This window comes from Franconibacter helveticus LMG 23732, from assembly GCF_000463115.2.
Classification (GTDB): domain Bacteria; phylum Pseudomonadota; class Gammaproteobacteria; order Enterobacterales; family Enterobacteriaceae; genus Franconibacter; species Franconibacter helveticus.
In genome coordinates this window covers 16214-40125 of record NZ_AWFX01000017.1, presented here as the reverse complement: position 1 = coordinate 40125, position 23912 = coordinate 16214, and the positions used below count along the sequence as shown (strand labels likewise).

General features: G+C 55.0%; 29 protein-coding genes. 20 read left to right on the top strand and 9 right to left on the bottom strand.

Features of this window, described 5'->3' with window-relative positions; genetic code table 11:
• Positions 1–28: 28 nt before the first annotated feature.
• The 14 genes from DW56_RS05845 to DW56_RS21375 all read left to right on the top strand — a co-directional run bounded on the left by DW56_RS05845 (position 29) and on the right by DW56_RS21375 (position 11188).
• Positions 29–616 carry a phage baseplate assembly protein V gene (locus tag DW56_RS05845; RefSeq protein ID WP_024554320.1) on the top strand — a complete coding sequence of 196 codons (588 nt, stop codon included), beginning with the start codon at positions 29–31 and terminating at the stop codon, positions 614–616.
• Positions 613–963 (top strand): GPW/gp25 family protein, encoded by a 351-nt coding sequence (locus tag DW56_RS05840; RefSeq protein WP_152976859.1) that lies wholly within the window; start codon positions 613–615, stop codon positions 961–963. The genes DW56_RS05845 and DW56_RS05840 overlap by 4 nt, the downstream gene beginning before the upstream one ends.
• On the top strand, positions 960–1868 hold the full coding sequence (locus DW56_RS05835) for a baseplate assembly protein (protein ID WP_024554322.1): 909 nt from the start codon (positions 960–962) through the stop codon (positions 1866–1868). The genes DW56_RS05840 and DW56_RS05835 overlap by 4 nt, the downstream gene beginning before the upstream one ends.
• Positions 1861–2469 (top strand): phage tail protein I, encoded by a 609-nt coding sequence (locus DW56_RS05830; RefSeq protein ID WP_024554323.1) that lies wholly within the window; start codon positions 1861–1863, stop codon positions 2467–2469. Before DW56_RS05835 ends, DW56_RS05830 begins: the two co-directional genes overlap by 8 nt.
• Positions 2466–3785 (top strand): phage tail protein, encoded by a 1320-nt coding sequence (locus DW56_RS21385; protein ID WP_029697467.1) that lies wholly within the window; start codon positions 2466–2468, stop codon positions 3783–3785. The genes DW56_RS05830 and DW56_RS21385 overlap by 4 nt, the downstream gene beginning before the upstream one ends.
• Positions 3785–3970, top strand: a complete 186-nt coding sequence (locus DW56_RS05820) for a hypothetical protein (RefSeq protein ID WP_024554324.1) — start codon at positions 3785–3787, stop codon at positions 3968–3970. Before DW56_RS21385 ends, DW56_RS05820 begins: the two co-directional genes overlap by 1 nt.
• Before the next feature lie 118 nt (positions 3971–4088).
• Complete coding sequence (locus tag DW56_RS05815; protein ID WP_024562188.1) at positions 4089–5258, top strand: phage tail sheath protein; 1170 nt, start codon at positions 4089–4091, stop codon at positions 5256–5258.
• A 9-nt stretch (positions 5259–5267) separates the two neighbouring features.
• Positions 5268–5783 carry a phage major tail tube protein gene (locus DW56_RS05810; protein ID WP_024554773.1) on the top strand — a complete coding sequence of 172 codons (516 nt, stop codon included), beginning with the start codon at positions 5268–5270 and terminating at the stop codon, positions 5781–5783.
• A 55-nt stretch (positions 5784–5838) separates the two neighbouring features.
• Positions 5839–6159: a phage tail assembly protein gene (locus tag DW56_RS05805; RefSeq protein ID WP_024554772.1), complete on the top strand. Its 321-nt coding sequence runs from the start codon at positions 5839–5841 to the stop codon at positions 6157–6159.
• 11 nt (positions 6160–6170) lie between these two features.
• Positions 6171–6296, top strand: a complete 126-nt coding sequence (locus DW56_RS21380; protein ID WP_234409236.1) for a GpE family phage tail protein — start codon at positions 6171–6173, stop codon at positions 6294–6296.
• Positions 6289–9333: a phage tail tape measure protein gene (locus DW56_RS05800; protein ID WP_024554771.1), complete on the top strand. Its 3045-nt coding sequence runs from the start codon at positions 6289–6291 to the stop codon at positions 9331–9333. The genes DW56_RS21380 and DW56_RS05800 overlap by 8 nt, the downstream gene beginning before the upstream one ends.
• Positions 9330–9794, top strand: a complete 465-nt coding sequence (locus DW56_RS05795) for a phage tail protein (protein WP_024554770.1) — start codon at positions 9330–9332, stop codon at positions 9792–9794. Before DW56_RS05800 ends, DW56_RS05795 begins: the two co-directional genes overlap by 4 nt.
• Positions 9791–10897 (top strand): phage late control D family protein, encoded by a 1107-nt coding sequence (locus DW56_RS05790; RefSeq protein ID WP_024554769.1) that lies wholly within the window; start codon positions 9791–9793, stop codon positions 10895–10897. Before DW56_RS05795 ends, DW56_RS05790 begins: the two co-directional genes overlap by 4 nt.
• A 72-nt stretch (positions 10898–10969) precedes the next feature.
• Positions 10970–11188 carry an ogr/Delta-like zinc finger family protein gene (locus DW56_RS21375; RefSeq protein WP_071789819.1) on the top strand — a complete coding sequence of 73 codons (219 nt, stop codon included), beginning with the start codon at positions 10970–10972 and terminating at the stop codon, positions 11186–11188.
• 156 nt (positions 11189–11344) lie between these two features.
• Here DW56_RS21375 and rplS read toward each other — a convergent pair whose 3' ends face one another.
• From rplS to ffh, 5 genes are all read right to left on the bottom strand, one after another.
• Positions 11345–11692: a 50S ribosomal protein L19 gene (gene rplS / locus DW56_RS05785; RefSeq protein WP_002914145.1), complete on the bottom strand. Its 348-nt coding sequence runs from the start codon at positions 11690–11692 to the stop codon at positions 11345–11347.
• 47 nt (positions 11693–11739) lie between these two features.
• A complete protein-coding gene (trmD, locus tag DW56_RS05780; protein ID WP_024554768.1) occupies positions 11740–12513 on the bottom strand; it encodes a tRNA (guanosine(37)-N1)-methyltransferase TrmD in 774 nt (257 codons plus the stop codon).
• Positions 12514–12543: 30 nt separating this feature from the next.
• Positions 12544–13092 carry a ribosome maturation factor RimM gene (gene rimM / locus DW56_RS05775; protein WP_024554767.1) on the bottom strand — a complete coding sequence of 183 codons (549 nt, stop codon included), beginning with the start codon at positions 13090–13092 and terminating at the stop codon, positions 12544–12546.
• An 18-nt stretch (positions 13093–13110) separates the two neighbouring features.
• Positions 13111–13359, bottom strand: coding sequence for a 30S ribosomal protein S16 (gene rpsP / locus DW56_RS05770; protein ID WP_024554766.1), 249 nt, complete (start codon positions 13357–13359; stop codon positions 13111–13113).
• A 132-nt stretch (positions 13360–13491) separates the two neighbouring features.
• Entirely contained in the window at positions 13492–14853 is a 1362-nt protein-coding gene (gene ffh / locus DW56_RS05765) for a signal recognition particle protein (RefSeq protein WP_024554765.1), read from the bottom strand.
• 163 nt (positions 14854–15016) lie between these two features.
• On the opposite strand from ffh, the gene DW56_RS05760 reads away from it, so the two are divergent.
• Positions 15017–15808 carry a cytochrome C assembly family protein gene (locus DW56_RS05760; protein WP_024554764.1) on the top strand — a complete coding sequence of 264 codons (792 nt, stop codon included), beginning with the start codon at positions 15017–15019 and terminating at the stop codon, positions 15806–15808.
• A gap of 28 nt (positions 15809–15836) precedes the next feature.
• Entirely contained in the window at positions 15837–17123 is a 1287-nt protein-coding gene (locus tag DW56_RS05755; RefSeq protein WP_024554763.1) for an HlyC/CorC family transporter, read from the top strand.
• Between the two features lie 57 nt (positions 17124–17180).
• Here DW56_RS05755 and grpE read toward each other — a convergent pair whose 3' ends face one another.
• The gene (gene grpE / locus DW56_RS05750; protein ID WP_024554762.1) at positions 17181–17768 is read right to left on the bottom strand and encodes a nucleotide exchange factor GrpE; all 588 of its coding nucleotides are present in this window, start codon (positions 17766–17768) and stop codon (positions 17181–17183) included.
• 122 nt (positions 17769–17890) lie between these two features.
• On the opposite strand from grpE, the gene nadK reads away from it, so the two are divergent.
• From nadK to bamE, 3 genes are all read left to right on the top strand, one after another.
• Positions 17891–18769, top strand: a complete 879-nt coding sequence (gene nadK, locus DW56_RS05745; RefSeq protein ID WP_024554761.1) for an NAD(+) kinase — start codon at positions 17891–17893, stop codon at positions 18767–18769.
• A gap of 86 nt (positions 18770–18855) precedes the next feature.
• The gene (recN, locus tag DW56_RS05740; protein WP_029589742.1) at positions 18856–20517 is read left to right on the top strand and encodes a DNA repair protein RecN; all 1662 of its coding nucleotides are present in this window, start codon (positions 18856–18858) and stop codon (positions 20515–20517) included.
• 242 nt (positions 20518–20759) lie between these two features.
• Positions 20760–21104, top strand: coding sequence for an outer membrane protein assembly factor BamE (bamE, locus tag DW56_RS05735; protein ID WP_024554293.1), 345 nt, complete (start codon positions 20760–20762; stop codon positions 21102–21104).
• A gap of 218 nt (positions 21105–21322) precedes the next feature.
• On the opposite strand, the gene DW56_RS05730 is transcribed toward bamE, so the two are convergent.
• The gene (locus DW56_RS05730; RefSeq protein ID WP_024554292.1) at positions 21323–21613 is read right to left on the bottom strand and encodes an RnfH family protein; all 291 of its coding nucleotides are present in this window, start codon (positions 21611–21613) and stop codon (positions 21323–21325) included.
• Positions 21603–22040, bottom strand: coding sequence for a type II toxin-antitoxin system RatA family toxin (locus tag DW56_RS05725; protein WP_024554291.1), 438 nt, complete (start codon positions 22038–22040; stop codon positions 21603–21605). Before DW56_RS05725 ends, DW56_RS05730 begins: the two co-directional genes overlap by 11 nt.
• Before the next feature lie 149 nt (positions 22041–22189).
• On the opposite strand from DW56_RS05725, the gene smpB reads away from it, so the two are divergent.
• Positions 22190–22672, top strand: a complete 483-nt coding sequence (gene smpB, locus DW56_RS05720; RefSeq protein WP_024554290.1) for an SsrA-binding protein SmpB — start codon at positions 22190–22192, stop codon at positions 22670–22672.
• Between the two features lie 61 nt (positions 22673–22733).
• Here the strand turns inward: smpB and DW56_RS05715 are convergent, their stop codons facing one another.
• Positions 22734–23903 carry an HlyD family type I secretion periplasmic adaptor subunit gene (locus DW56_RS05715; protein ID WP_024554289.1) on the bottom strand — a complete coding sequence of 390 codons (1170 nt, stop codon included), beginning with the start codon at positions 23901–23903 and terminating at the stop codon, positions 22734–22736.
• Positions 23904–23912 lie beyond the last annotated feature (9 nt).

Sequence of the window (23912 nt, the reverse complement as noted above, 5' to 3'; positions counted from 1 at the left end):
CACGCGGCAATAATGGAAAACTGACACAATGAAAAATCCAGAATTTACTTTTGCTGAGCTTTACCGCCTGTTGCTGAACCTCATCAGAAATGGGGTCGTTATTGAGGTGGATAGCGAAAACTGGCTGTGCCGCGTTCAGACTGGCGAGCTGCAAACGACGTGGCTCAACTGGCTGACGATGCGAGCTGGCCGGTCAAAAACATGGTGGCGCCCGTCAGTAGGCGAACAGGTTGTATTGCTGTCCATTGGTGGCGATCTCACTACAGCGTTTGTGTTACCGGCGATTTATTCAAAAGACAACCCGCCGCCGTCCATGTCTGAAGATGCGCAGGTTACGTCGTTCCCGGATGGTGGCTGGATTGAATACGAGCCGGAATCAGGGCGTTACCTGGTGAAGGCCGGAGCAAACATCGTTTTTGAGGCGCCGGAAAGCATCCAGCTTAAAACCAGTGAGTTTGTTGTTGACGCCGACAGGACCCGCATAAATAGCGAGGTAGTGATAAACGGCGACGTCACACAGTCCGGCGGCTCAATGAGTTCAAATGGCGTGGTGGTGCATACCCATAAACACAGCGGCGTAGAGCGAGGAAGCAGCAATTCAGGAGGCCCTGTCTGATGCGTTATATCGGCATGAATCAGGAAAGCGGCGTGCGTATTACCGATCTGGAACATCTACGCCAGTCCATCCGGGATATTCTTGTAACGCCGGTCGGTTCACGGCTGGCGCGCCGGGAATACGGCTCGCTGCTGGCTGCACTTATCGACCAGCCCCAAAACGACGCGCTGAAACTGCAGGTGATGGCAGCAGTCTACAGCGCTCTTTGCCGCTGGGAGCCGCGCCTTGTTCTTAACAGCATTAATATTGAACGTGGCATGGATGGCTCAATGACGGTGGATCTTACAGGCAACAGGAATGATGGCGGTCCGGCCAGCCTGTCAGTTGAACTGGGGGTAATGGTATGAGTCTTGTTGACTTGTCGCAGCTACCCGCGCCGGAAGTGGTGGAAGTTCTCGACTTTGAAACCCTTTTTGCCCTGCGTAAGGCAAATTTCATCGCGCTTTACCCTGCAGAAGAACGCGATGCAGTAAGCCGCACCCTTGAGCTGGAATCTGAGCCAGTGGTTAAGCTGCTTCAGGAGAATACTTACCGGGAAATTCTCATGCGCCAGCGCATCAATGAGGCTGCGCAGGCAGTAATGGTTGCTTATTCGCTTGGAAGTGACCTTGACCAGTTGGCGGCTAACAATGGTGTAGAACGACTGACCGTTACGCCAGCGAATGAAGAAGCTGTGCCGCCGACCAGCGCGGTAATGGAAACTGATGATGACCTTCGTTTACGGGTTCCCCAAGCATTCGAAGGTTTGTCCGTGGCTGGGCCTACAGCTGCTTATGAATTTCACGCGCGCAGCGCTGATGGGCGTGTTGCCGATGCTTCAGCAACCAGCCCGGCGCCTGCACAGGTCGTTATTACCGTGTTAAGCCGCGAAGGGAATGGTGAGTCTCCCGCCGAACTATTGGCTGTAGTAGATGCGGCGTTGAATGATGAAAGCGTACGCCCACTGGCGGACAGGGTGACGGTGCGAAGCGCGGAGATTATATCTTATGAAGTCAACGCCACGTTGTATCTCTATCCTGGCCCGGAGGCGGAACCCATCCTGACTGCCGCGCGTGCAAACCTGCAAAAGTATATTGCCAGTCAGGCCAGGCTAGGGCGCGATATTCGCCGCTCAGCAATCTTTGCCGCCCTGCATGTTGAAGGTGTGCAGAGGGTGGAGTTAGCCGCACCGTCTGAAGATGTGGTGCTTGATAAGACCCAGGCGGCATGGTGCGAGAGTTGGTCCGTTACAACTGGTGGTACAGATGAATAATAGCCTTTTACCGCCGGGATCCAGCGCACTTGAACGCAGGATTGCCCAGGCATGCAGCGATATATCAGGGCTTGATGTTCCGCTGCGTGATTTATGGAATCCTGCCAAATGTCCCTTGAAGTTTCTGCCCTATCTCGCCTGGGCGTTTTCGGTGGACCGATGGGACGAAGGCTGGGCGGAAAGTGTCAAACGGCAGGTGGTGCTCGATGCGTTTTATATTCATCAGCACAAGGGAACCATAAGCGCTATCCGGCGCGTGGTGGAGCCGTTCGGGTTCCTGATCCGCGTTATTGAGTGGTGGAAAACCGGCGAAGCGCCCGGCACGTTTCGACTGGACATCGGCGTGCAGGACCAGGGCATTACGGAAGAAACCTATCAGGAGCTGGAGCGGCTCATCAGTGACGCCAAGCCGTGCAGCCGTCACCTGCTGGGCATGTCCATCAACCTTCAGGTGAGCGGCGAAACCCGCATAGCCGCCGCGGGCTACGACGGTGACGATCTCTCAATTTACCCGTACACCCCGGAAATTCTTTCCGTCAGCGGCCCGACATATGCGGGCGCGGCGGTTCACGTTATCGACCTGATGGAAGTCGGACAATGACACAAAAATTTTACGCAATCGTGACCAACCTCGGCGCGGCCAAAATTGCCAACGCCGCCGCGCTTGGCACAAAACTGAATATCACGCGGATGGCCGTGGGCGACGGCGGCGGCACGCTGCCCACGCCGAACGCCAGCCAGACAAAGCTGGTAAACGAGGTGCGCCGGGCGGCCATCAATACGCTGAGTATCGATGCCACCAACGCCAGCCAGGTGATTGCCGAGCAGGTGATCCCCGAAACGGAGGGCGGATTCTGGATCCGGGAAATGGGGCTGTTTGATGCGGAGGGTACGCTGATTGCGGTCTGTAACACGCCGGAAACCTACAAGCCCGCCCTGCAGGAAGGCAGCGGCCGCACGCAGACCGTGCGCATGCTCATCATCGTGAACAGCACGGACGCTATCACCCTGAAGATTGATCCGGCCGTGGTGCTGGCAACGCGGCAGTATGTTGATAATGCCGTGGTTGAGGTAAAAGGCTATGCCGACGCTCTGATGGATGAGCACCTGAAAAATGAAGACCCACACGAGCAATATGCGCCTAAAAAAAGTCCTGTCTTGACCGGTACGCCTGAAGCGCCCACCGCAGCAAAGGGAAGCAAAACGAAACAGATAGCTACCACAGAGTTTGTGGCGGTAGCACTGGCTGATCAAGGCCTTCCCGACGCCATTCCCGGCCGCTTCTTGCGTCGCCGGTACATTACTGCGAGCAGCAGTTATAAGCCCGATGCGAACGTGAAAGCGATCCGTGTCAGGGTGATCGGCGGCGGGGGCGGCGGTGGCGCAGCCGGTCAGACAAACAGCGGTTACACGGCGATTGGCGGCGGCGGCGGAGCAGGTGGTTACTCTGAGCGCACGCTTACCGTGGGCGCAGATTTTCAGTCCGTTAACGTCACGATTGGCGCAGGCGGCGCGCCGGGCGGGCAGTCTGGCTATTCGGGCGGCGCGGGCGGTGCAACATCTTTCGGCTCATATTGCTCTGGTTCGGGCGGAGATGGCGGAGCGGGAACAAGCGCGACAAATAATGCCTCTTACATTATGTCAGGCGGCGCAGGCGGCTTGGGTTATGGCGGAGAAATCAATGCGTGGGGCGCGCCGGGCAGCGTTGCCATTATGCCACCCATTAACGGCGGTATCTCCGGCGCGGGCGGAATGAGTGCCATCAGCTCTGGACCGGGCGGACGGGTCGGAAATTCCGGCGGAAGCGACGGGGTTTATGGCTCTGGCGGTTCGGGTGGCATCAGCCAGGTCGTAGGTTCTACTCAGTACGGCGGACGAGGTGGTGCCGGGATCGTTATCATTGAGGAGTATTCATAATGAGCGTTTATGCAGTCGTGGAAAAAGGGACGGTAATCAATCTGGTTGTATGGGATGGTGAATCAGACTGGGCGCCTGAAAGTGGCCGCGCTATTTCAGCGGACGGCACGGTAGATATCGGATGGAAATATGACGGCGGCAAGTTTTCTGCGCCGGATAGCAGCGAGGCAGAAAAGCCGGAGTAAATCACAGGCCCGCTTCGGGCCTGTTTGCTTTGTGCCATGCCCCGCACAATGCCCGCAGGATGCGCGCGAAGCTGTCACCTTTCACCATAGCGGAACCCCTTTACAGGAGAACCGCCACATGGCTCAGGATTATCACCACGGCGTGCGCGTTGAGGAAATCAACGAGGGCACCCGAACTATTACCACCGTCAGCACGGCAATCGTCGGTCTGGTCTGCACCGGCGACGACGCCGACGCGGCAACCTTTCCGCTCAACCGCCCGGTGCTGCTGACCGACGTGCTCACCGCCAGCGGCAAGGCTGGCGAGTCCGGCACGCTGGCCCGCTCGCTGGACGCCATTGCCGACCAGGCAAAACCCGTCACCGTCGTTGTGCGCGTGCCGCAGGGCGAAACCGAGGCGGAAACCACCGCTAACATCATCGGCGGCGTAACCGATGGCCAGCGCACCGGCATGAAGGCGCTGCTGGCCGCGCAGGCCGTCTGTGGCGTCAAGCCGCGCATTCTCGGCGTGCCGGGACATGACACGCAGGCCGTTGCGACCGAGCTGCTGAGCGTGGCGCAGAGCCTGCGCGGCTTTGCCTACCTGTCGGCCTACGGCTGCAAAAGCGTAGAAGAAGCCATCGCCTACCGCGCCAACTTCAGCCAGCGCGAAGGGATGCTTATCTGGCCTGACTTCATCAACTTTGACACCGTGCTGAAAGCGGACGCGACGGCCTACGCCACCGCCCGCGCGCTCGGTCTGCGCGCCAAAATCGACGAGCAGACCGGCTGGCACAAGTCCCTGTCAAACGTCGGGGTGAACGGCGTCACCGGCATTTCCAAAGACGTGTTCTGGGACCTGCAGGATCCGGCGACGGACGCGGGCCTGCTGAACCAGAACGACGTCACCACGCTGATCCGTAAAGACGGTTTCCGCTTCTGGGGTTCCCGCTGCCTGAGCGACGACGCGCTTTTTCAGTTTGAGTGTTACACCCGCACCGCGCAGGTGCTGATGGACACCATGGCAGAGGCGCAGATGTGGGCCGTTGACGGTCCGCTGAACCCGTCGCTGGCCCGCGACATTATTGAGGGCATCCGCGCAAAGCTGCGCAGTCTCGTTAACCAGGGCTATCTCCTCGGCGCGAATTGCTGGCTTGATGATTCGGTGAACGACAAAGACACCCTCAAGGCCGGGAAGCTCACCATTGATTATGACTATACCCCGGTCCCTCCACTGGAAAACCTGATGCTGCGCCAGCGCATCACTGACCAGTATCTGATTGACTTTGCCAGCCAGGTAAAAAGCTAAGGAGCCACAATGGCACTGCCTAAAAAACTGAAATATCTGAACCTGTTTAACGACGGCAACAGCTACATCGGGCTTGTTGAGTCGCTGACGCTGCCGAAGTTCACGCAGAAGTTCGAAAAATACCGTGGTGGAGGTATGCCGGGCGCAGTGGATATCAGCATGGGCCTGGACGATGGCGCGCTTGATACGGAATTTACAGTTGGCGGCATGGAGGCTCAACTGTTTAAGCAAATGAGCGTAACCACTGTTGACGGCGTGCAACTGCGCTTCGCGGAGTCTATTCAGCGCGACGACACAGGCGAAGTGCAGGCAGTAGAACTTGTTGTTCGCGGACGCCATAAAGAGCTGGATTCCGGCGAGCATAAACAGGGCGACAGCAGCACAATGAAAGTGAGCAGCACCAACAGTTACGCCAAGCTGACCATCAACGGTGAGGTCATATATGAAGTGGACCTCGTAAACATGGTCTGGATCGTAAACGGCGTGGACCTGATGGAAGCGCACCGCGCGGCCATTGGCCTGTAACAGCTGGCGCGCTTCGTCGCGCCTATTCTCTCCCTCTTTTAAAAATGGATTAATTATGGAAAACGTAAAAAACGAACAGGCTCCAGCAACTGAAACAACCGTCACGCTCGACAGTCCGATTGTGCGCGGAACTACCACTATCACTGAAATTGTGGTGCGTAAACCTAACTCAGGTGCTTTACGCGGCGCCCGCCTGCAGGCGCTGATGGATATGGATGTGGATTCTATGATGCTGGTTCTGCCACGTGTCACTACGCCTTCCCTGACGAAAGCGGAGGTAGCTATGCTGGAACCGGGCGATTTGCTGCAGCTGTCACTGGAGTTGGTGAGTTTTTTGTTGCCGAGGTCGGCGATGTCAGCTTTCCCGCAAAGCTGATCGTTGAAGACCTGGTAGCGGACATCGCTACCGTATTTCACTGGCCGCCATCCGCCACGGCTGATATGACGCTGACGGAGCTTCTGGAGTGGCGGCATAAAGCCATTTTAAGAAGTGGGGCCACTGACGATGAGTGATCGTAACCTGCGGCTGCAGGTCGTAATGAGCGCGATTGATAAGCTCACCCGCCCTTTCAAACAGGCGCGCGCCAGCACTCAGGAGCTGGCCGCCGCCGTCAAAAAGTCCCGCGACGCCCTTAAACAGATGAACCAGACCAGTGCGCAGCTGGACGGGTTCCGTAAGTTACAGACAGAAAACCAGAAGCTGGCCGACAGACTGAGCCTTGCCCGCCAGAAAGCCTTCCTGCTGAGTAACGAGCTGGGCCAGATGGGGCCGCCAACGCAGCGCCAGATTGTAGCAATGGAGCGACAGCGGCTAACCGTACAGCGCCTGGAGGAACGCCAGGGCAAACTACAACGGCAAACAGCGCAGGTTCGGGCCGAACTTTATCGCGCCGGGATTTCTGCTAACGATGGCGCCAGCGCCACGGCACGCATTACCCGGGAAACGGAGCGCTTTAATCGCCAGCTTTCAGAACAGGAAGCCAGGTTGAAGCGCGTCGGGGAACAACAGCGAAAAATGAATGCTGCTCGCGAGCAATACAGTAAAACGCTGGAAGCTCGCGACCGGGTGGCAGGTGCCGGCGCGGCCATGACGGCTGCAGGGGTTGGAATTGGCGCGCCGGTAGTCGCGGCCGTAAAAGATTATGCAAGCCTTGAAGATGCCATGAAAGGTGTGGCGAAACAGGTAAACGGGCTGCGTGATGATAACGGAAATCGCACATCGCAATTTTATGAGCTGCAGGCCGCCATCAAAACAGCAAGCGAGACGTTACCACTTCAAAACGGCGCGGTAGATTACGCTGCGCTGGTAGAAGGCGGCGCCCGTATGGGTATAGGGGAAAACGCCAAAACATGGAAAGAGTTAAAAGCAGACCTTCTCAACTTTGCCTCCGTTTCTGCAAAAGCCGCTACAGCCTTTGAATTGCCAGCTGGACAGCTTGCTGAAGACCTCGGAAAAATTGCCGGTCTTTATAAAGTACCAGCAAAAAACATTGAGCAGCTAGGGGATGTAATTAACTACCTGGACGATAACGCCAAATCAAAAGGTAATGAAATTATCGATGTGCTGCAGCGCATGGGCGGGGTCGCTGACCGCCTCGACTTTCGAAAAGCAGCTGCGCTGGGTTCTACCTTTCTGACCCTTGGAGCGGCGCCGGAAGTGGCAGCAAGTGCAGCTAATGCAATGGTGCGAGAATTATCAATTGCAAGCATGCAAAGTGATCGCTTTTTTGATGGGCTAGATGCGCTGAAACTTAAGGCGGGACAGCTAGAAAAAGATATGGCGAATGATTCAATGGGGACTATTCGTCGTGTGCTTCAGATGGTTAATCAGAAGATAGCACCAGATAAACGACTTAATGTTTTGACGCAATTATTCGGTAAGGAATTTGGCGATGATGCAGGAAAGCTTGCTAATAACCTTGATGAATTAGACAGGCAGTTAGCGTTAGTTCAGGGAAGGGCCTCAGCGGGGTCCATGCAGAAAGAATCTGACATCAACAAAGATTCCCTTTCTGCACAATGGATGCTTACAAAAGCCGGAACCGCAAACGTAATGAGTGGACTAGGCGAAACATTGCGTACACCGCTGATGGAAATTATGAGCGCTATCCGTCAGGTAACGGGCGCGGTTCGCCGTTGGGTTGAGGCTAATCCTGAGCTGGCTGGCACACTGATTAAAGTTGCTGCGGCGCTTGCAGCTCTCGCGGTAGTGACAGGAACGCTGATGGTAGCTGTTGCGGCAGTTATCGGCCCGCTGGCTGTTGTACGATTAAGTATGCAAACGCTGGGGATCCGGATTTTACCAGGCCTGTTTGCTCAGCTTGGCGGGCTTGGTAAGGGCTTTATGTGGCTGGCTAAATCCCCCCTTACGCTGCTTTCCGGCGGTTTCGGAGGTACAGCCAGTGCGGCGGGTTTGCTGGCAGGTCCGCTTTCTTCTCTGAAAGCCTCCCTTTCTAAAATTGGCGCTACTGCTGTACGAGTTGCATCAGGTCCACTGGCTTTGCTGCGTGGTGCGATGTGGGCTGTGCTTAACCCCCTCACTGCAGCTCGTGCAGCTATGACCGGAATTGGTCGTGCCTTGCTATGGCTGGCGTCCTCTCCTTTGGCGGTGTTGCGAACTGGCCTGACACTGATTTCTGGTTCGCTTACGGTGTTGCTGAGTCCGATAGGATTAGTTATTGCCGCGCTGGCAGGCGTGGCGTTAGTTATCTGGAAATACTGGCAACCGATTAAGGCGTTCCTGAGTGGTGTTGTTGAGGGTTTCAAGGCAGCGGTCGCGCCAATTTCAGAAGCCTTTTCCCCATTGATGCCAGTTTTTAGCTGGATCGCGGATAAGGTAAAAGCCCTGTTTGGTTGGTTCAGTAATTTGCTGGCACCGGTCAAATCGACTGCCGCAGAACTAAGCGGCGCTGCTGATATAGGCAAGCGGTTCGGCAAGGCGCTTGCTGATGGACTCAATCTGGTGATGAGTCCGCTGGAGTCGCTAAAGTCGGGAGTTTCCTGGTTGCTGGAAAAGCTTGGCGTCGTCAGCAAAGAAGCTGCAAAAGCGAAGCTGCCGGAAAACATAGCTCGGCAGTCCGCTACGATCACAACCGACGGCAAAGTTCAGTTGCCTCCGGGCGGCTCGCCGTATGGCATGCGTATGTATGATAACGGTGGTTATATTCCTGCAGGCAGAGCTGGCATAGTTGGTGAATACGGCCCTGAAATTGTAAACGGCCCCGCCAATATCATGAGCCGACGCCGCACAGCTGCTCTGGCGGCTGCGACCATGTTTGCAGCTGGCGGTCTTTCGCAACCTCTTGCAGCGAAGCCGCTGCATCCGCTCAGCCTGCCCTCTGTAGAGTATCAAGACGAGGCTCCGCGCCAGCGTGTAACTCAGAATGCAGCGCCGGTTCGCAATGAATACAATTTTCATATCGTGCAGCAACCAGGGCAAAGCCAGCAAAGCCTTGTAGATGAGCTTATGCGCAGGATAAAGGCGGAGCAAAGGCAGGCTGAAGCCCGCGCGCGTAGTAACTTTTCAGATCGGGGAGACTTGAACGAATGATGATGACGCTGGGGCTTTTTGTTTTCATGTTAAAAACCGTACCTTATCAGGAATTGCAGCTACAAAAGCAATGGCGGCACGCGAGCAACAGCCGCATCGGCAAGCGGCCTTCTCTCCAGTTCCTCGGCCCTGATACAGATACCATCACATTGTCCGGTACGCTTATGCCTGCCATAACGGGCGGACGCATTTCACTTCTGGCGCTTGAGCAAATGGCGGAAACTGGCAAAGGATGGCCGCTAATTGGTGGTGAAGGGACTATTTACGGCATGTTTGTAATTGAAAGCATAAATACGACGAAGAGCGAATTTTTCAGGGATGGGGCCGCCAGGAAAATTGATTTCACCATAACGCTTAAGCGAATTGATGAAACTCTTCAGTCTATGTTAGGCGACTTATCCACCCAGCTAACGCAGTTGAAAGATAGTGCCATTAATATGGCGGGCGGGTTATTACCATGAATGGCTACAGCTGGATTAATGGCGCGGCACTGATTCCGGCTTATCGCGTTACCTTAGAAAATAATGACATCACAGCCACGCTGGAAGGGCGTTTGCTTTCATTAACTCACACAGACAACCGCGGCTTTGAAGCGGATCAGCTGGATATTGAACTGGATGATGCTGATGGGAAGGTTCAGTTGCCCCGTCGTGGCGCTGTCCTGTCGCTCGCTATTGGCTGGCAGGGCGAGCCGCTTTACAGCAAGGGTCGTTTTACTGTTGATGAAATTGAACATTCAGGTGCGCCTGACCGCCTGACAATACGCGCGCGCAGCGCAGATTTTCGCGCAACACTGAATACCAAGCGGGAAAAATCATGGCATAACACAACGATTGGCGATGTGGTGAAAGAAATTGCCGCCAGACACAAGCTGGAACAGGCGATCGGCGAAGATATGGCTAAGCAGCCCGTTGAACATATTGACCAGACTAACGAATCAGACGGTAGCTTTCTAATGCGCCTGGCTAAACAGTATGGCGCCATTGCCTCGGTTAAAAATGGCAATTTGCTTTTTATCCGGCAAGGTCAGGGGAAAACGGCAAGCGGCAAAGCGCTGCCGGTAGTCACTATCGCCCGCGATTCAGGCGATAACCACAGGTTTAGCCTGGCAGACCGTGGCGCTTATACGGGGGTTGTGGCGAGCTGGCTGCATACTAAGGAGCCTAAGAAAAAGGAGGAGGTGAAAGTAAAGCGCAGGCGGAGACGTAAAACCACAGCACAGAAGCCAGATAAAGTCCCTGAGCCAAAACAAGGGGACTACCTCATCGGCACAGACGAAAACGTTCTGGTGTTAAGCCGGACCTATGCAAACCGGGCCAACGCAGAACGCGCCGCGAAAATGACATGGGAGCGGCTTCAGCGCGGCGCGGCTTCGTTTTCAATTAGCCTGGCAAAAGGTCGCGGCGATCTGTTCCCTGAGTTGCCTGTGAAAGTTAGCGGATTCAAACAGCCAATTGATGCCGCAGAATGGACGATTACGACGGTAACAAACAGCATTAGCGAAAGCGGCTTCACTACTTCGCTGGATCTTGAGGTAAAAATTGCAGATTTAGATATGGAATAGCAAGATGGAAGTTTAAATATGCAGCGAAACGGGATACCATAGCTTGCAAATTTAAGATGAGGCCGATTGAAAATGATGAACTGTCCGCTATGCGGTAAGGCTGCACACACTAGGAGTAGCCACCAAGTCACCCCAATGACCAAGGAGCGTTACAATCAGTGCCAGAACATAGAATGCAGCCACACGTTCATCACGCTTGAAACTTTTGTCCGTTCGATTGCCTGCCCGGGAAAAGTTGTGGCGGCCCCACCCCACCCCGATAAAGGTGGACAAAGCCATATGAATTTCTGAATCAGCCCACCGACAGGTGGGCTTTTTTATGGACGTTAATGTCCACCGTCCACGTTTTGTGTGGACACTTTGTGGACATTAAGCCATAAAAAAGGGGCTGCAATATTGCAACCCCTTGTTTTTACACTACATTTTTGGATGTCGCGAAAGCGAATCTTAGTTAAGACGCTCTTTGATACGAGCAGACTTACCGGTACGCTCACGCAGGTAGTACAGTTTAGCTTTACGAACGGCACCACGACGTTTAACAGCGATGCTGTCAACAACCGGAGAGTGAGTCTGGAAGACACGCTCAACGCCTTCGCCGTTGGAAATTTTACGAACAGTGAATGCAGAGTGCAGACCGCGGTTACGAATAGCGATAACCACGCCCTCGAATGCCTGCAGACGTTTTTTGGAACCTTCAACAACCCATACTTTCACTTCCACGGTATCACCCGGACGGAAGGAAGGTACGTCCTGCTTCATCTGCTCTTGTTCAAGTTGCTTAATAATGTTGCTCATAATTTAATCTCTTATCCTGGGTAAACTGATGTTTTGGGAGGCGGCGATTACGCTTCGCCCTGCCCATCATGTTTATGTTGCTGTTGCTTATGTTCCCGCTGGAACTCCGCCAGCAACCTTGCTTGCTCTTCAGTCAGAGCCAGGTTTTCCAGAAGTTCAGGTCTTCTAAGCCAGGTGCGGCCCAGCGACTGCTTCAGACGCCAGCGACGTATCTCGGCATGGTTGCCCGACAGCAATACCGCCGGTACTTCCATTCCTTCCAACACTTCAGGACGGGTGTAGTGTGGGCAATCCAGCAACCCGTCGGCGAAAGAATCTTCCGTCGCCGATGCTTCATGCCCCAGCACTCCCGGTATAAACCGGGCGACCGAGTCAATCAGCGTCATTGCTGGCAGCTCGCCACCGCTGAGTACGTAATCGCCGATTGACCATTCTTCGTCAATTTCGGTCTGGATCACGCGCTCATCTATCCCTTCGTACCGGCCGCAAACCAGAATTAACTTCTCGTTCGTTGCCAGTTCGCTAACGCCTGCTTGATCAAGCTTGCGTCCCTGAGGTGAAAGATAAATCACCTTCGCGCCTTCGCCTGCCGCGGCTTTCGCTGCATGGATGGCGTCCCGCAAGGGTTGCACCATCATTAGCATCCCCGGTCCGCCGCCGTAAGGACGATCGTCCACGGTACGGTGCCGGTCATGCGTGAAGTCACGAGGACTCCAGCTGTCGATGCTCAGCAGGCCATTTTTTACTGCCCGGCCAGTTACCCCGTAATCGGTAATCGCGCGGAACATCTCAGGAAACAGGCTAATTATGCCAATCCACATAGCGCCGTTTATTACCGTTTATCCGGAGGTTTAAAAACCAGGATCCCAGTCTACTTCGATAGTACGAGTAGCGAGATCGACTTTCTTGATAACCTGCCCATCGAGGAACGGAAGAAGCCGCTCCTTGATACCAAACGCATCTTTCAGGTTTGCCTTGATGACGAGTACGTCATTCGACCCGGTTTCCATCATATCGATGACTTTACCAAGGTCGTAGCCTTCAGTGGTGATAACCTGGCAACCCATCAGGTCTTTCCAGTAGTAATCACCCTCTTCAAGCGCCGGCAACTGCGAGGAATCCACGACAATTTCGCAATTAGTCAGCAGATTCGCGGCATCCCTATCGTCAACGCCTTTCAGCTTGATGATGAGATCCTGATTGTGGTGACGCCAGCTTTCCAGCTCGACATGCTGCCACTGACCCGCCTTCTGGATAAACCAGGGCTGATAGTCAAAAATGCTTTCGGCGTCTTCGGTGGAGGAAAACACTCTGAGCCAACCACGGATACCGTAAGTAGAGCCCATTTTCCCCAGCACTACCGGTTCAACAGGCGCTTTCGCGGTCTCTTGCTTGCTCATCATGACCACCGTGACAGATTAAGCTGCTTTTTTTGCTTCTTTGATCAGCGCGGAAACGCGATCAGAAAGGGTAGCGCCCTGGCCAACCCAATGCTCGATACGATCCAGATTCAGGCGAGTGCCTTCTTCTTTCTCGTTAGCCATCGGGTTGAAGAAACCAACGCGCTCAATGAAGCGGCCGTTGCGTGCATTACGGCTGTCGGTTACGACAACCTGGTAGAACGGACGCTTTTTAGCGCCGTGACGAGCTAAACGAATAGTTACCATAACATCCTCTTTAGTGAATAAAACAACCGGGCCCCATCGAGGAACGGAGCCCGGCGTCATATTAAAAGCCCGAAAATTTTACTCATTTCGGCGTAAAAAGCAATCTAAAGCTCACACGCCATGAGGAAAAGATTAACGTCCCGGGAAACCAGGCGGCATCATGCCTTTCATGCCGCGCATCATTTTCGCCATTCCGCCTTTCTTCATTTTCTTCATCATGCGCTGCATGTCGTCGAATTGTTTGAGCAAGCGGTTAACGTCCTGCACCTGCATGCCGCAGCCAGCGGCGATGCGGCGCTTGCGGGAGCCTTTGATGATATCCGGGTTAGCGCGTTCTTTGAGCGTCATGGAGCTAATAATGGCTTCCATACGCACCAGCACTTTGTCGTCCATCTGCGACTTCACGTTATCCGGAATTTGCCCCATGCCCGGCAGCTTGCCCATCAGGCTCGCCATGCCGCCCATGTTTTTCATCTGCTTGAGCTGTTCCAGGAAGTCGTTTAAATCAAAGCCGTCGCCTTTTTTCAGCTTATTGGCGAGCTTCTCGGCCTGCGCGCGGTCTACTTTGCTCTCGATATCTTCAATAAGCGACAGTACGTCGCCCATGCCGAGAATGCGCGAGGCGATACGGTCCGGGTGGAACGGCTCCAGCGCTTCGGTTTTCTCGCCGACACCCAGGAACTTAATCGGCTTGCCGGTGATATGACGAATAGACAGCGCCGCGCCGCCGCGGGCGTCGCCGTCCACTTTGGTGAGCACCACGCCGGTGAGCGGCAGCGCCTCGTTAAACGCTTTGGCGGTATTCGCCGCATCCTGGCCGGTCATGGCGTCGACGACGAACAGGGTCTCTACCGGCTTAATGGCGGCATGAACCTGCTTGATTTCGTCCATCATCGCTTCGTCAACGTGCAGACGACCAGCGGTATCCACCAGCAGCACGTCGTAGAACTTGAGCTTCGCCTCTTTCAGCGCCGCGTTAACAATGTCTACCGGCTTTTGCGCCACATCGGAGGGGAAGAAATCCACGCCCACCTGCTGCGCCAGGGTTTCCAGCTGTTTGATCGCCGCCGGGCGATAGACGTCAGCGGAAACCACCATCACTTTTTTCTTCTGCTTTTCACGCAGGAATTTGCCGAGCTTGCCGACGCTTGTGGTTTTACCGGCGCCTTGCAGGCCCGCCATCAGCACTACGGCAGGCGGCTGCGCCGCCAGGTTCAGGCTCTGGTTCTCTTCGCCCATCGCCGAAACAAGTTCGCTGCGCACGATTTTGACGAATTCCTGACCAGGCGTCAGGCTCTTGTTGACTTCATGCCCCACCGCCTTCTCTTTCACGCGGTTGATGAAGTCGCGCACTACTGGCAGAGCGACATCCGCCTCCAGCAGCGCCATGCGCACTTCACGCAGGGTCTCTTTGATATTGTCTTCAGTCAGGCGTCCGCGGCCGCTGATATTGCGCAGCGTGCGCGACAAACGGTCAGTTAAATTATCAAACATTCTCTTTTGCCTAAGGGATCGCTTAAGGCCGCCGCAGCGACACTGATTCAGATTGTGGCGGAGTATAACATGAAGCCGCCCTGCATGTGATGCAACGGTTGGAGCGCGCGCCACCTAACGCTATACTGCTTTCCTTTCTTTGTCTTCGAATGACGAACCTCATATGCCTGTTTTTGCATTGCTGGCGCTTGTAGCCTACTCCGTCAGCCTGGCGCTGATTATTCCCGGTCTGCTGCGGAAAAACAGCGCATGGCGTCGGCTCGCCATCCTCTCCGCCGTCATTGCGCTTATCTGCCACGCGCTGGCGCTGGAAGCGCGTATTTTTTCCACTCATGACGGCGGACAAAACTTAAGCTTGCTCAACGTGGGCTCGCTGGTCAGCCTGATGATCTGTACGGTAATGACCATTGTCGCCTCGCGCAACCGCGGCTGGCTGCTGCTGCCGATTGTTTACGCTTTTGCTTTGATAAACCTGGCGTTCGCCACGTTTGTGCCTAATGAGTACATCACGCATCTGGAAACCACGCCGGGCATGATGGTGCATATCGGCCTGTCGCTTTTCTCCTACGCCACGCTGATCATCGCCGCGCTCTACGCCTTCCAGCTCGCCTGGATTGATTATCAGCTGAAAAACAAAAGGCTCGCTTTCAGCGCCGAAATGCCGCCGCTGATGACCATCGAGCGCAAAATGTTTCACATCACCCAGGTCGGCGTAGTGTTGCTGACGCTGACCCTCTGCACCGGCCTTTTCTACCTGCATAACCTGTTCAGCGTAGAAAATATCGATAAAGCCGTGCTTTCTATCCTCGCCTGGTTTGTCTATATCATCCTGCTGTGGGGACACTATCATGAAGGGTGGCGCGGCCGCCGGGTAGTGTGGTTCAACGTGGCGGGCGCCGCTCTGTTGACGCTCTCCTATTTTGGCAGCCGCGTGTTGCAGCAATTCGCTGGCTGAAGAGTTAAACCGTTTAAAGGAAGGACTTTTGGAACACATCTCAACCACTACGCTCATCGTCACGCTTATCGTGATGGTAGTGGTCTCCGCTTATTTTTCCGGTTCTGAAACCGGCATGATGACACTAAACCGTTACCGCCTGCGCCACCTGGCTAAACAGGGCAACCGCGCGGCGAAACGGGTCGAGAAACTGCTGCGTAAGCCGGACCGCTTAATCAGCCTTGTCCTCATTGGCAATAACCTGGTGAATATCCTCGCCTCGTCGCTGGCGACCATCGTCGGCATGCGCCTGTATGGCGATGCGGGCGTTGCTATCGCCACCGGCGTGCTGACTTTCGTCGTGCTGATTTTCGCCGAAGTGCTGCCGAAAACCATCGCGGCGCTCTATCCGGAAAAAGTGGCCTTCCCCAGCAGCTTTCTGCTCGCGCCGCTGCAAGTGCTTATGATGCCGCTGGTGTGGCTGTTTAACGTCATTACGCGTTTGTTGATGCGCATGGTGGGGATCAAAACCGATAACGTAGTGAGCGCGGCGCTCAGTAAAGAAGAATTGCGCACCATTGTTAACGAGTCGCGCTCGCAAATCTCTCGCCGCAACCAGGATATGCTGCTGTCGGTGCTGGATCTGGAAAAAGTCAGTGTCGACGACATTATGGTGCCGCGCAACGACATCGTCGGCATCGATATCAACGATGACTGGAAGTCGATTGTTCGCCAGCTTACCCACTCGCCCCATGGGCGCATCGTGCTTTATCGCGACTCGCTGGACGACGCCATCGGCATGCTGCGCGTGCGCGAAGCCTGGCGTTTGAGAAACGAGAAAAAAGAATTTTCCAAAGAGATTATTCTGCGCGCCGCCGATGAAATTTATTACGTTCCGGCCGGCACGCCGCTCAGCGTCCAGCTGGTGAAATTTCAGCGCAACAAAAAGAAAGTGGGCCTGGTGGTCGATGAGTATGGCGATATTCAGGGGCTGGTGACGGTTGAAGATATTCTTGAAGAGATTGTCGGCGACTTTACCACCTCAATGTCGCCTACGCTTGCCGAAGAAGTCACGCCGCAAAATGACGGTTCGGTGATTATCGAGGGCAGCGCCAACATTCGCGAAATCAACAAAGCCTTTAACTGGCACCTGCCGGAAGACGAAGCGCGTACCGTCAATGGCATGTTGCTGGAAGCGCTGGAAGAGATCCCGGCCGTTGATACCCGCGTGCGCATCAAAAAGTACGATATCGATATTCTCGACGTACAGGACAATATGATTAAACAGGTGCGCGTCACGCCGGTGAAGCCGCTGCGGGAAAGCGTGGAAGAATAATTCAGCGCGAAAATGCAAAAGGCCAGTCCGCAGACTGGCCTTTTTTCTGTGCGAAGATTACGCCTTCGCCACTGTTACCATCGCGGCGCGAATGGTGCGGCCGTTCAGGGTATAGCCTTTTTGCATAACCGCGGCCACATGATTCGGCGCAACGCCTTCCGCTTCCACCATCGCGATAGCCTGGTGAACGTTCGGGTCCAGCGGCACGTTGGTTTCGGCAACCACTTCAACGCCGAATTTGCGCACCACGTCGAGCATGGATTTCATGGTCAGCTCAATACCTTCGACCATAGCGGCCATATCCGTATTGTTTTTATCCGCCACTTCCAGCGCGCGATCGAGGCTGTCGATAACCGGCAGCAGCTCGTTCACGAACTTCTCAAGCGCGAATTTATGCGCCTTTTCGATATCCTGCTCGGTACGGCGGCGCAGGTTTTCCATTTCAGCTTTTGCGCGCAGTACGTTTTCGCGCTCGCGATTCTGAACTTCTGCTAACTGGGACTGCAAATCAGCAATCTGTTCATCGCGCGGATCCACCTGCTCAGCCGATTCAGCGGATTCCACCGTCTCCACTTCGTCGTGCTGTTCCGTGATGATTTCTTCCGGGGCTTGCCCGTCAGGCGTTTTCTGTTCTTTACTACTCATGAAATTCTCCGCGTTTTTTTGCATTCATCTCGCTAACTTCGCTTATTATGGGGATCAGTTTGCCGGTTTCAAGGGAACACGACAGATTGTCATGCCCTACGTCACTAAGGACCTTCACGATAATGAATACCCCTTTTAAATGCATAGGTATTGTCGGACATCCGCGCCACCCCACCGCGCTCACTACTCATGAGATGCTCTGGCGCTGGCTTTGTGAAAAAGGTTATGACGTTATCGTTGAACAGCAAATCGCGCAGGAACTTAATCTGCACAATGTGAAAACCGGCACGCTGGCGGAAATTGGCCAGCAGGCGGATCTCGCGGTGGTAGTAGGCGGCGACGGCAATATGCTTGGCGCCGCGCGCGTGCTGGCGCGCTACGATATTAAAGTTATCGGCATTAACCGCGGCAACCTCGGTTTTTTAACCGACCTTGACCCGGACAACGCGCAGCAGCAGCTGGCGGATGTGCTTGAAGGCCAATACATCAGCGAAAAACGCTTTTTGCTGGAAGCGCAGGTATGCCAGCAGCACTGCCCGAAGCGAATCAGCACAGCCATAAATGAAGTGGTGCTGCACCCGGGAAAAGTGGCGCATATGATCGAATTTGAGGTCTATATTGATGAAAAATTCGCCTTCTCCCAGCGCTCCGATGGCCTGATTATTTCCACGCCTACCGGTTCGACCGCCTATTCTCTCTCCGCAGGCGGACCTATTCTCACCCCTTCTCTGGACGCCATTACGCTGGTGCCCATGTTTCCACACACGCTCTCTGCGCGCCCGCTGGTCATTAACAGCAGCAGCACCATTCGCCTGCGCTTTTCCCATATGCGCAGCGACTTAGAAATCAGCTGTGATAGCCAGATAGCGTTGCCCATCCAGGAAGGCGAAGATGTCTTTATCCGCCGTTGCGACTATCACCTGAATCTTATACACCCAAAAGATTATAGTTATTTCAACACATTAAGCTCCAAGCTCGGCTGGTCAAAAAAATTATTCTGAAACGAGCCTGCGCCACTTTACTGTATATAAAACCAGTTTATACTGTACGCAAATACAGCTCTGTTATTTTATACAGGAAGGTAGCTATGCTGGCTCAACTTACCATCAGCAATTTCGCCATCGTTCGCGAGCTTGAAATCGATTTTCACGCCGGCATGACGGCGATAACCGGTGAAACCGGCGCAGGTAAATCCATTGCGATTGACGCGCTGGGGCTGTGCCTTGGCGGGCGTGCGGAAGCGGATATGGTGCGTCAGGGCGCCAGCCGCGCCGATTTGTGCGCGCGCTTCTCGCTGAAAGACACCCCTGCCGCGCTACGCTGGCTGGAAGAAAATCAGCTGGAAGATGGTAGTGAGTGTTTGCTTCGCCGCGTGATCAGCAGCGACGGCCGCTCCCGCGGGTTTATCAACGGCACCGCCGTGCCGTTATCGCAGCTGCGCGAGCTGGGTCAGCTTCTGATTCAAATCCACGGCCAGCATGCGCATCAGCTCCTGCTTAAACCTGAGCACCAGAAAACGCTGCTCGACGGCTATGCCGGCGAGACCACGCTGACCCAGCAAATGGCTGCCGCCTACCGCCAGTGGCATCAGAGCTGCCGCGATTTGGCGCTGCACCAGCAGTTGAGCCAGGAGCGCGCCGCGCGTGCGGAACTGCTGCATTATCAGTTAAAAGAGCTGAACGACTTCAACCCGCAGGCAGGCGAGTTCGAGCAAATCGACGAGGAGTACAAACGTCTTGCCAACAGCGGCCAGCTGCTTTCCACCAGCCAGCAGGCGCTGCATCTGCTTGCCGACGGCGAAGACGCTAACCTGCAAAGCCAGCTTTATAGCGTACGCAACCTGGTTACCGACCTTATCGGCATGGATGACAAACTCTCCGGCGTGCTTGATATGCTGGAAGAAGCGGCTATTCAAATTACAGAGGCAAGCGACGAGTTGCGCCATTATTGCGACCGTCTGGACCTTGACCCGAACCGCCTGTACGAGCTTGAACAGCGCATTTCCCGCCAGATTAACCTGGCGCGCAAGCACCATATTTCGCCGGAAGAACTGCCTGCTTTTCATCAGAAACTGCTGGATGAGCAACAACAGCTCGACGATCAGGCGGATTGCCTGGAAACATTGACGCTGGCGGTGAATAACCATCATCAGCAGGCAATGAAAGTAGCCCGTCAACTGCACGAAAGCCGCGTTGCCTATGCGCGCGAACTGAGTGGGCTGATTACAGATAGTATGCACTCACTTTCCATGCCGCACGGCAAACTGACCATCGACGTGGCTTTTGAAGAGAATCATCTGACGGCTGAAGGGGCTGACCGCATCGATTTCCGCGTCTCCACCAACCCGGGCCAGCCGTTGCAGCCGCTGGCGAAAGTCGCCTCGGGTGGCGAGCTTTCCCGTATCGCGCTGGCTATTCAGGTCATTACGGCGCGTAAGATGGAAACCCCGGCGCTGATTTTCGACGAAGTGGACGTGGGTATCAGCGGCCCGACCGCGGCGGTAGTAGGCAAGCTGCTGCGTCAGCTTGGCGAATCGACGCAGGTCATGTGCGTTACCCATCTGCCGCAGGTCGCGGGCTGCGGTCATCATCACTTCTTTGTCAGCAAAGAGACCGACGGTGCCATGACGGAAACCCACATGCAGCCGCTCGACAAGCGCGCGCGCTTGCAGGAGCTGGCCCGCCTGCTTGGCGGCAGCGAAGTAACCCGCAATACGCTCGCTAACGCCAAAGAGTTGCTGGCGGCTTAAACGCGTACTGGCTTTACTACTCTCCCGCGCATAAAAACCCGGCATCGCCTGCCGGGTTTCGCTTAAAAAAAGAGCAATCCGTACCTACATATCGTCGTTGCGACCAATTTATCTCAACTTTTTTTCACCCGCAGGGTCATAGTGAAGCGCCTTAAGGTTTTAAACTGACTGAAGGTTTATTATCATCGGCAAATTATGTATGAGCCGCGTGCTGCTCGGGCCCGAAAAGGAATCTACTCACTATGCGCTGTAAAACGCTGACTGCTGCCGCAGCGGTCCTTCTGATGTTGACCGCAGGCTGTTCCACTCTGGAGCGAGTGGTTTACCGCCCCGATATCAACCAGGGGAATTACCTGACCCCAACCGATGTCTCTAAAGTTCGTATCGGTATGACGCAACAGCAGGTTGCTTATGCTCTGGGCACGCCGATGATGAGCGATCCGTTCGGCAGCAATACCTGGTACTATATTTTCCGCCAGCAACCGGGACATGAGACAGTAACGCAACAGACCCTGACGCTGACATTCAACAGCAACGGCGTATTGACCAATATCGACAACAAGCCGAAGCTGGACGGCCAGCGCTAAGCGCTCCGCAAGAAAAACAAAAAAGGTGCCTCCAGGCACCTTTTCTTTTTTAACACCGCTCTTTTTTCTGACGCCGCTCTTTTCGACGCGGCTGTTTTTCGCGCCGTTCATTTTCTGACGCTGCTCTTTTTCGACGCCGCTGCTGCGCCTTCATCCCGCGAAGGCCAGTAAATCAGTGCGGCCGAAAGCGGCCAGTTGATGCAGCCTGCAAGCAAGCGCTATTTTTGCGCCGACTTTTCAGCACGCTTGCGCCGCAGCTCTTTCGGGTCGGCAATCAGCGGCCGGTAAATCTCCACCCGGTCGCCGTCATTAAGCACGTCCGTCAGCTTTGCCGGGCGGCTGTAAATCCCCACCTTGTTCTTTTTGAGATCGATATCATCGCGCAGTTCCAGCAGGCCGGAGGCATAAATCGCCTGCTCTATCGTCGCCCCTTCTTCCAGCGTCAGCTTACGCAGATACTGTTTTTCCGGCAGCGCATAAACCACTTCGATGTGGATCTCAGCCGACACGGTAAACCTCTTTGGCGCGGTTAGTGAATGCCTGAACCATATTAGAGGCGAGTTCTTTGAAGACCCGTCCAAAGGCCAGCTCGATGAGTTTGTTAGTGAACTCGAAGTCGAGATGAAACTCCACCTGGCACGCGCTCTCGGTCAACTCGGTGAACTTCCAGCCACCCATGAGTTTCTTGAATGGCCCGTCCACCAGCTGCATCAGAATGCTCTGGTTGTTGGTCAGCGTGTTACGGGTGGTGAACGTTTTGCTGATGCCCGCTTTAGAGACATCCACCGCCGCCGTCATCTGGCCGGGAGTGGCTTCCAGCACGCGGCTTCCTACGCAACCGGGAAGAAACTCCGGGTAGGATTTCACGTCGTTCACTAACTGATACATCTGCGCAGCGCTGTAAGGCACCAGAGCAGTACGACTGATTTGTGGCATAGCGATTCCCATAAGTCATACAACCTACAAATAATAACATTTCTCACCGGTTAAACAAAAACTCGCCGTCAGGCATGCTAAGATAGCCGTTTGTTGCCCCACCGGATGGGGTGCCTTTTTTTACCGAATTACCTATACTGAGCAGCACTATGACGAAGAAAAAAGCACACAAACCCGGCTCAGCCACCATTGCGCTTAATAAGCGCGCCCGCCATGAATATTTCATCGAAGACGAATACGAAGCGGGTCTCGCCCTTCAGGGGTGGGAAGTCAAATCCCTGCGCGCTGGCAAAGCGAACATCGGCGACAGCTATGTCATTATGCGAGATGGCGAAGCGTATCTGTTTGGCGCTAACTTCACGCCGCTTACCGTCGCCTCATCCCACGTGGTTTGCGACCCAACCCGTACCCGTAAGCTGCTGCTGAACCAGCGCGAACTGGATACGCTGTATGGTCAAATCAATCGCGAGGGCTATACCATCGTCGCGCTGTCGCTGTACTGGAAGAACGCCTGGTGCAAAGTGAAGATCGGCGTGGCGAAAGGTAAGAAGCAGCACGATAAACGTTCAGATCTGAAAGATCGCGAGTGGCAGCTCGATAAAGCGCGCATCATGAAAAACGCAGGACGATAAGCCTGCGCTACGGGAAGAAAAAAACCGGCGAAAGCCGGTTTTTTCATGGGCAGCCCAAGCATTACCGCTCCCTCAGCGCCTCTTTCACTTTGTTCAGCGGCTTGATCAGGTAATCCAGCACCGTTTTCTGCCCGGTTTTGATATCCACGTCCGCCACCATGCCGGGAAGAATCGGGAACGCCTTGCCGTTGCGGTTATGCAGCTCCGCGCTTTTGGTGCGAACGTAAACGCGGTAGTAAAACTGGTCGCGCTTCACTTCGTCCTGAATGGTATCCGGCGAGACCATCTCCACGGTGCCGTCCAGCGTGCCGTAGATAGAGGAGTCGTAAGCCGACACTTTGACCGTCGCAGGCAAGCCTGGCCGGATATAGGCGATATCGCGCGGGTTGATACGCGTTTCAATGAGCAGCTTGTCCTCCAGCGGCACTATCTCCATCAGCTTGCCGCCGGGCTGCAATACGCCGCCCACGGTAGTGACCTGAATATCCTTCACCACCCCGCGCACCGGCGAGTAAATGGTCGCTCGTGTCACCTGGTCTTCTTTACCCGCCAGTACCTGTAACTGCGCGTCTAGATCGGCATTGGTTTTCACCTGCTCCTCCCGGGCGCGGACGGCGAATTCGTTGCGGGCGTCGTCCATTTTGCCTTTCAGTTCCGCCGCCTGGCGTTGCAGACGAATCACTTCCACCTGGCTTGCAGCGCCTTTCGCCACCAGCGGCTGGGTCATGCGTAACTCGTCCATCACCAGGCCATAGGTTTTGTTGAGGTTAGCCAGCGTTTCGTTGAGATTGCGTCGGCGCGACTCGTAAAGCTGCCGCTCTCGCGCCACCAGCTCTGGCTCTTTCATAGACTCGGCGCTGAACTTCAGCGGTTCGCCGGTCAGCTCCGAGCGCAACCGTTCGCTGGAGGCGCGCAGCGCCCGCACCCGCGCCGCCGCCTCGCCGAAGTTAGACTGAAAGCGCGTCGGGTCAAGGCGCGCCAGCATCTGCCCGCGATCGACAATGTCGCCCTCATGCACCAGCAGCGCATTGACAATGCCGCCGTCCAGGCTCTCAATAACCTGCGCGCGGCTTGAAGGCGTCACTTTACCGGTTCCCACCGTCACTTCATCGAGTGTCGCAAACCACGCCCAGACGAAGAACAGGACAATCCCCAGCAGCGTCAGCCAGATAACGGAAGAGTAAAAGCGCCCCTGGCGGGCCAGTTCTTCCTGAATGGTCAGTTGACTCATTGTTCCCCC

Coding starts and splice junctions, on each gene's coding strand:
- DW56_RS05845 (WP_024554320.1), top strand. CDS start 29: ATGAAAAATCCAGAATTTACTTTTGCTGAGCTTTACCGCCTGTTGCTG.
- DW56_RS05835 (WP_024554322.1), top strand. CDS start 960: ATGAGTCTTGTTGACTTGTCGCAGCTACCCGCGCCGGAAGTGGTGGAA.
- DW56_RS05830 (WP_024554323.1), top strand. CDS start 1,861: ATGAATAATAGCCTTTTACCGCCGGGATCCAGCGCACTTGAACGCAGG.
- DW56_RS21385 (WP_029697467.1), top strand. CDS start 2,466: ATGACACAAAAATTTTACGCAATCGTGACCAACCTCGGCGCGGCCAAA.
- DW56_RS05820 (WP_024554324.1), top strand. CDS start 3,785: ATGAGCGTTTATGCAGTCGTGGAAAAAGGGACGGTAATCAATCTGGTT.
- DW56_RS05815 (WP_024562188.1), top strand. CDS start 4,089: ATGGCTCAGGATTATCACCACGGCGTGCGCGTTGAGGAAATCAACGAG.
- DW56_RS05810 (WP_024554773.1), top strand. CDS start 5,268: ATGGCACTGCCTAAAAAACTGAAATATCTGAACCTGTTTAACGACGGC.
- DW56_RS05805 (WP_024554772.1), top strand. CDS start 5,839: ATGGAAAACGTAAAAAACGAACAGGCTCCAGCAACTGAAACAACCGTC.
- DW56_RS05800 (WP_024554771.1), top strand. CDS start 6,289: ATGAGTGATCGTAACCTGCGGCTGCAGGTCGTAATGAGCGCGATTGAT.
- DW56_RS05795 (WP_024554770.1), top strand. CDS start 9,330: ATGATGATGACGCTGGGGCTTTTTGTTTTCATGTTAAAAACCGTACCT.
- DW56_RS05790 (WP_024554769.1), top strand. CDS start 9,791: ATGAATGGCTACAGCTGGATTAATGGCGCGGCACTGATTCCGGCTTAT.
- DW56_RS21375 (WP_071789819.1), top strand. CDS start 10,970: ATGATGAACTGTCCGCTATGCGGTAAGGCTGCACACACTAGGAGTAGC.
- rplS (WP_002914145.1), bottom strand. CDS start 11,692: ATGAGCAACATTATTAAGCAACTTGAACAAGAGCAGATGAAGCAGGAC.
- trmD (WP_024554768.1), bottom strand. CDS start 12,513: ATGTGGATTGGCATAATTAGCCTGTTTCCTGAGATGTTCCGCGCGATT.
- rimM (WP_024554767.1), bottom strand. CDS start 13,092: ATGAGCAAGCAAGAGACCGCGAAAGCGCCTGTTGAACCGGTAGTGCTG.
- rpsP (WP_024554766.1), bottom strand. CDS start 13,359: ATGGTAACTATTCGTTTAGCTCGTCACGGCGCTAAAAAGCGTCCGTTC.
- ffh (WP_024554765.1), bottom strand. CDS start 14,853: ATGTTTGATAATTTAACTGACCGTTTGTCGCGCACGCTGCGCAATATC.
- DW56_RS05760 (WP_024554764.1), top strand. CDS start 15,017: ATGCCTGTTTTTGCATTGCTGGCGCTTGTAGCCTACTCCGTCAGCCTG.
- grpE (WP_024554762.1), bottom strand. CDS start 17,768: ATGAGTAGTAAAGAACAGAAAACGCCTGACGGGCAAGCCCCGGAAGAA.
- nadK (WP_024554761.1), top strand. CDS start 17,891: ATGAATACCCCTTTTAAATGCATAGGTATTGTCGGACATCCGCGCCAC.
- recN (WP_029589742.1), top strand. CDS start 18,856: ATGCTGGCTCAACTTACCATCAGCAATTTCGCCATCGTTCGCGAGCTT.
- bamE (WP_024554293.1), top strand. CDS start 20,760: ATGCGCTGTAAAACGCTGACTGCTGCCGCAGCGGTCCTTCTGATGTTG.
- DW56_RS05725 (WP_024554291.1), bottom strand. CDS start 22,040: ATGCCACAAATCAGTCGTACTGCTCTGGTGCCTTACAGCGCTGCGCAG.
- smpB (WP_024554290.1), top strand. CDS start 22,190: ATGACGAAGAAAAAAGCACACAAACCCGGCTCAGCCACCATTGCGCTT.
- DW56_RS05715 (WP_024554289.1), bottom strand. CDS start 23,903: ATGAGTCAACTGACCATTCAGGAAGAACTGGCCCGCCAGGGGCGCTTT.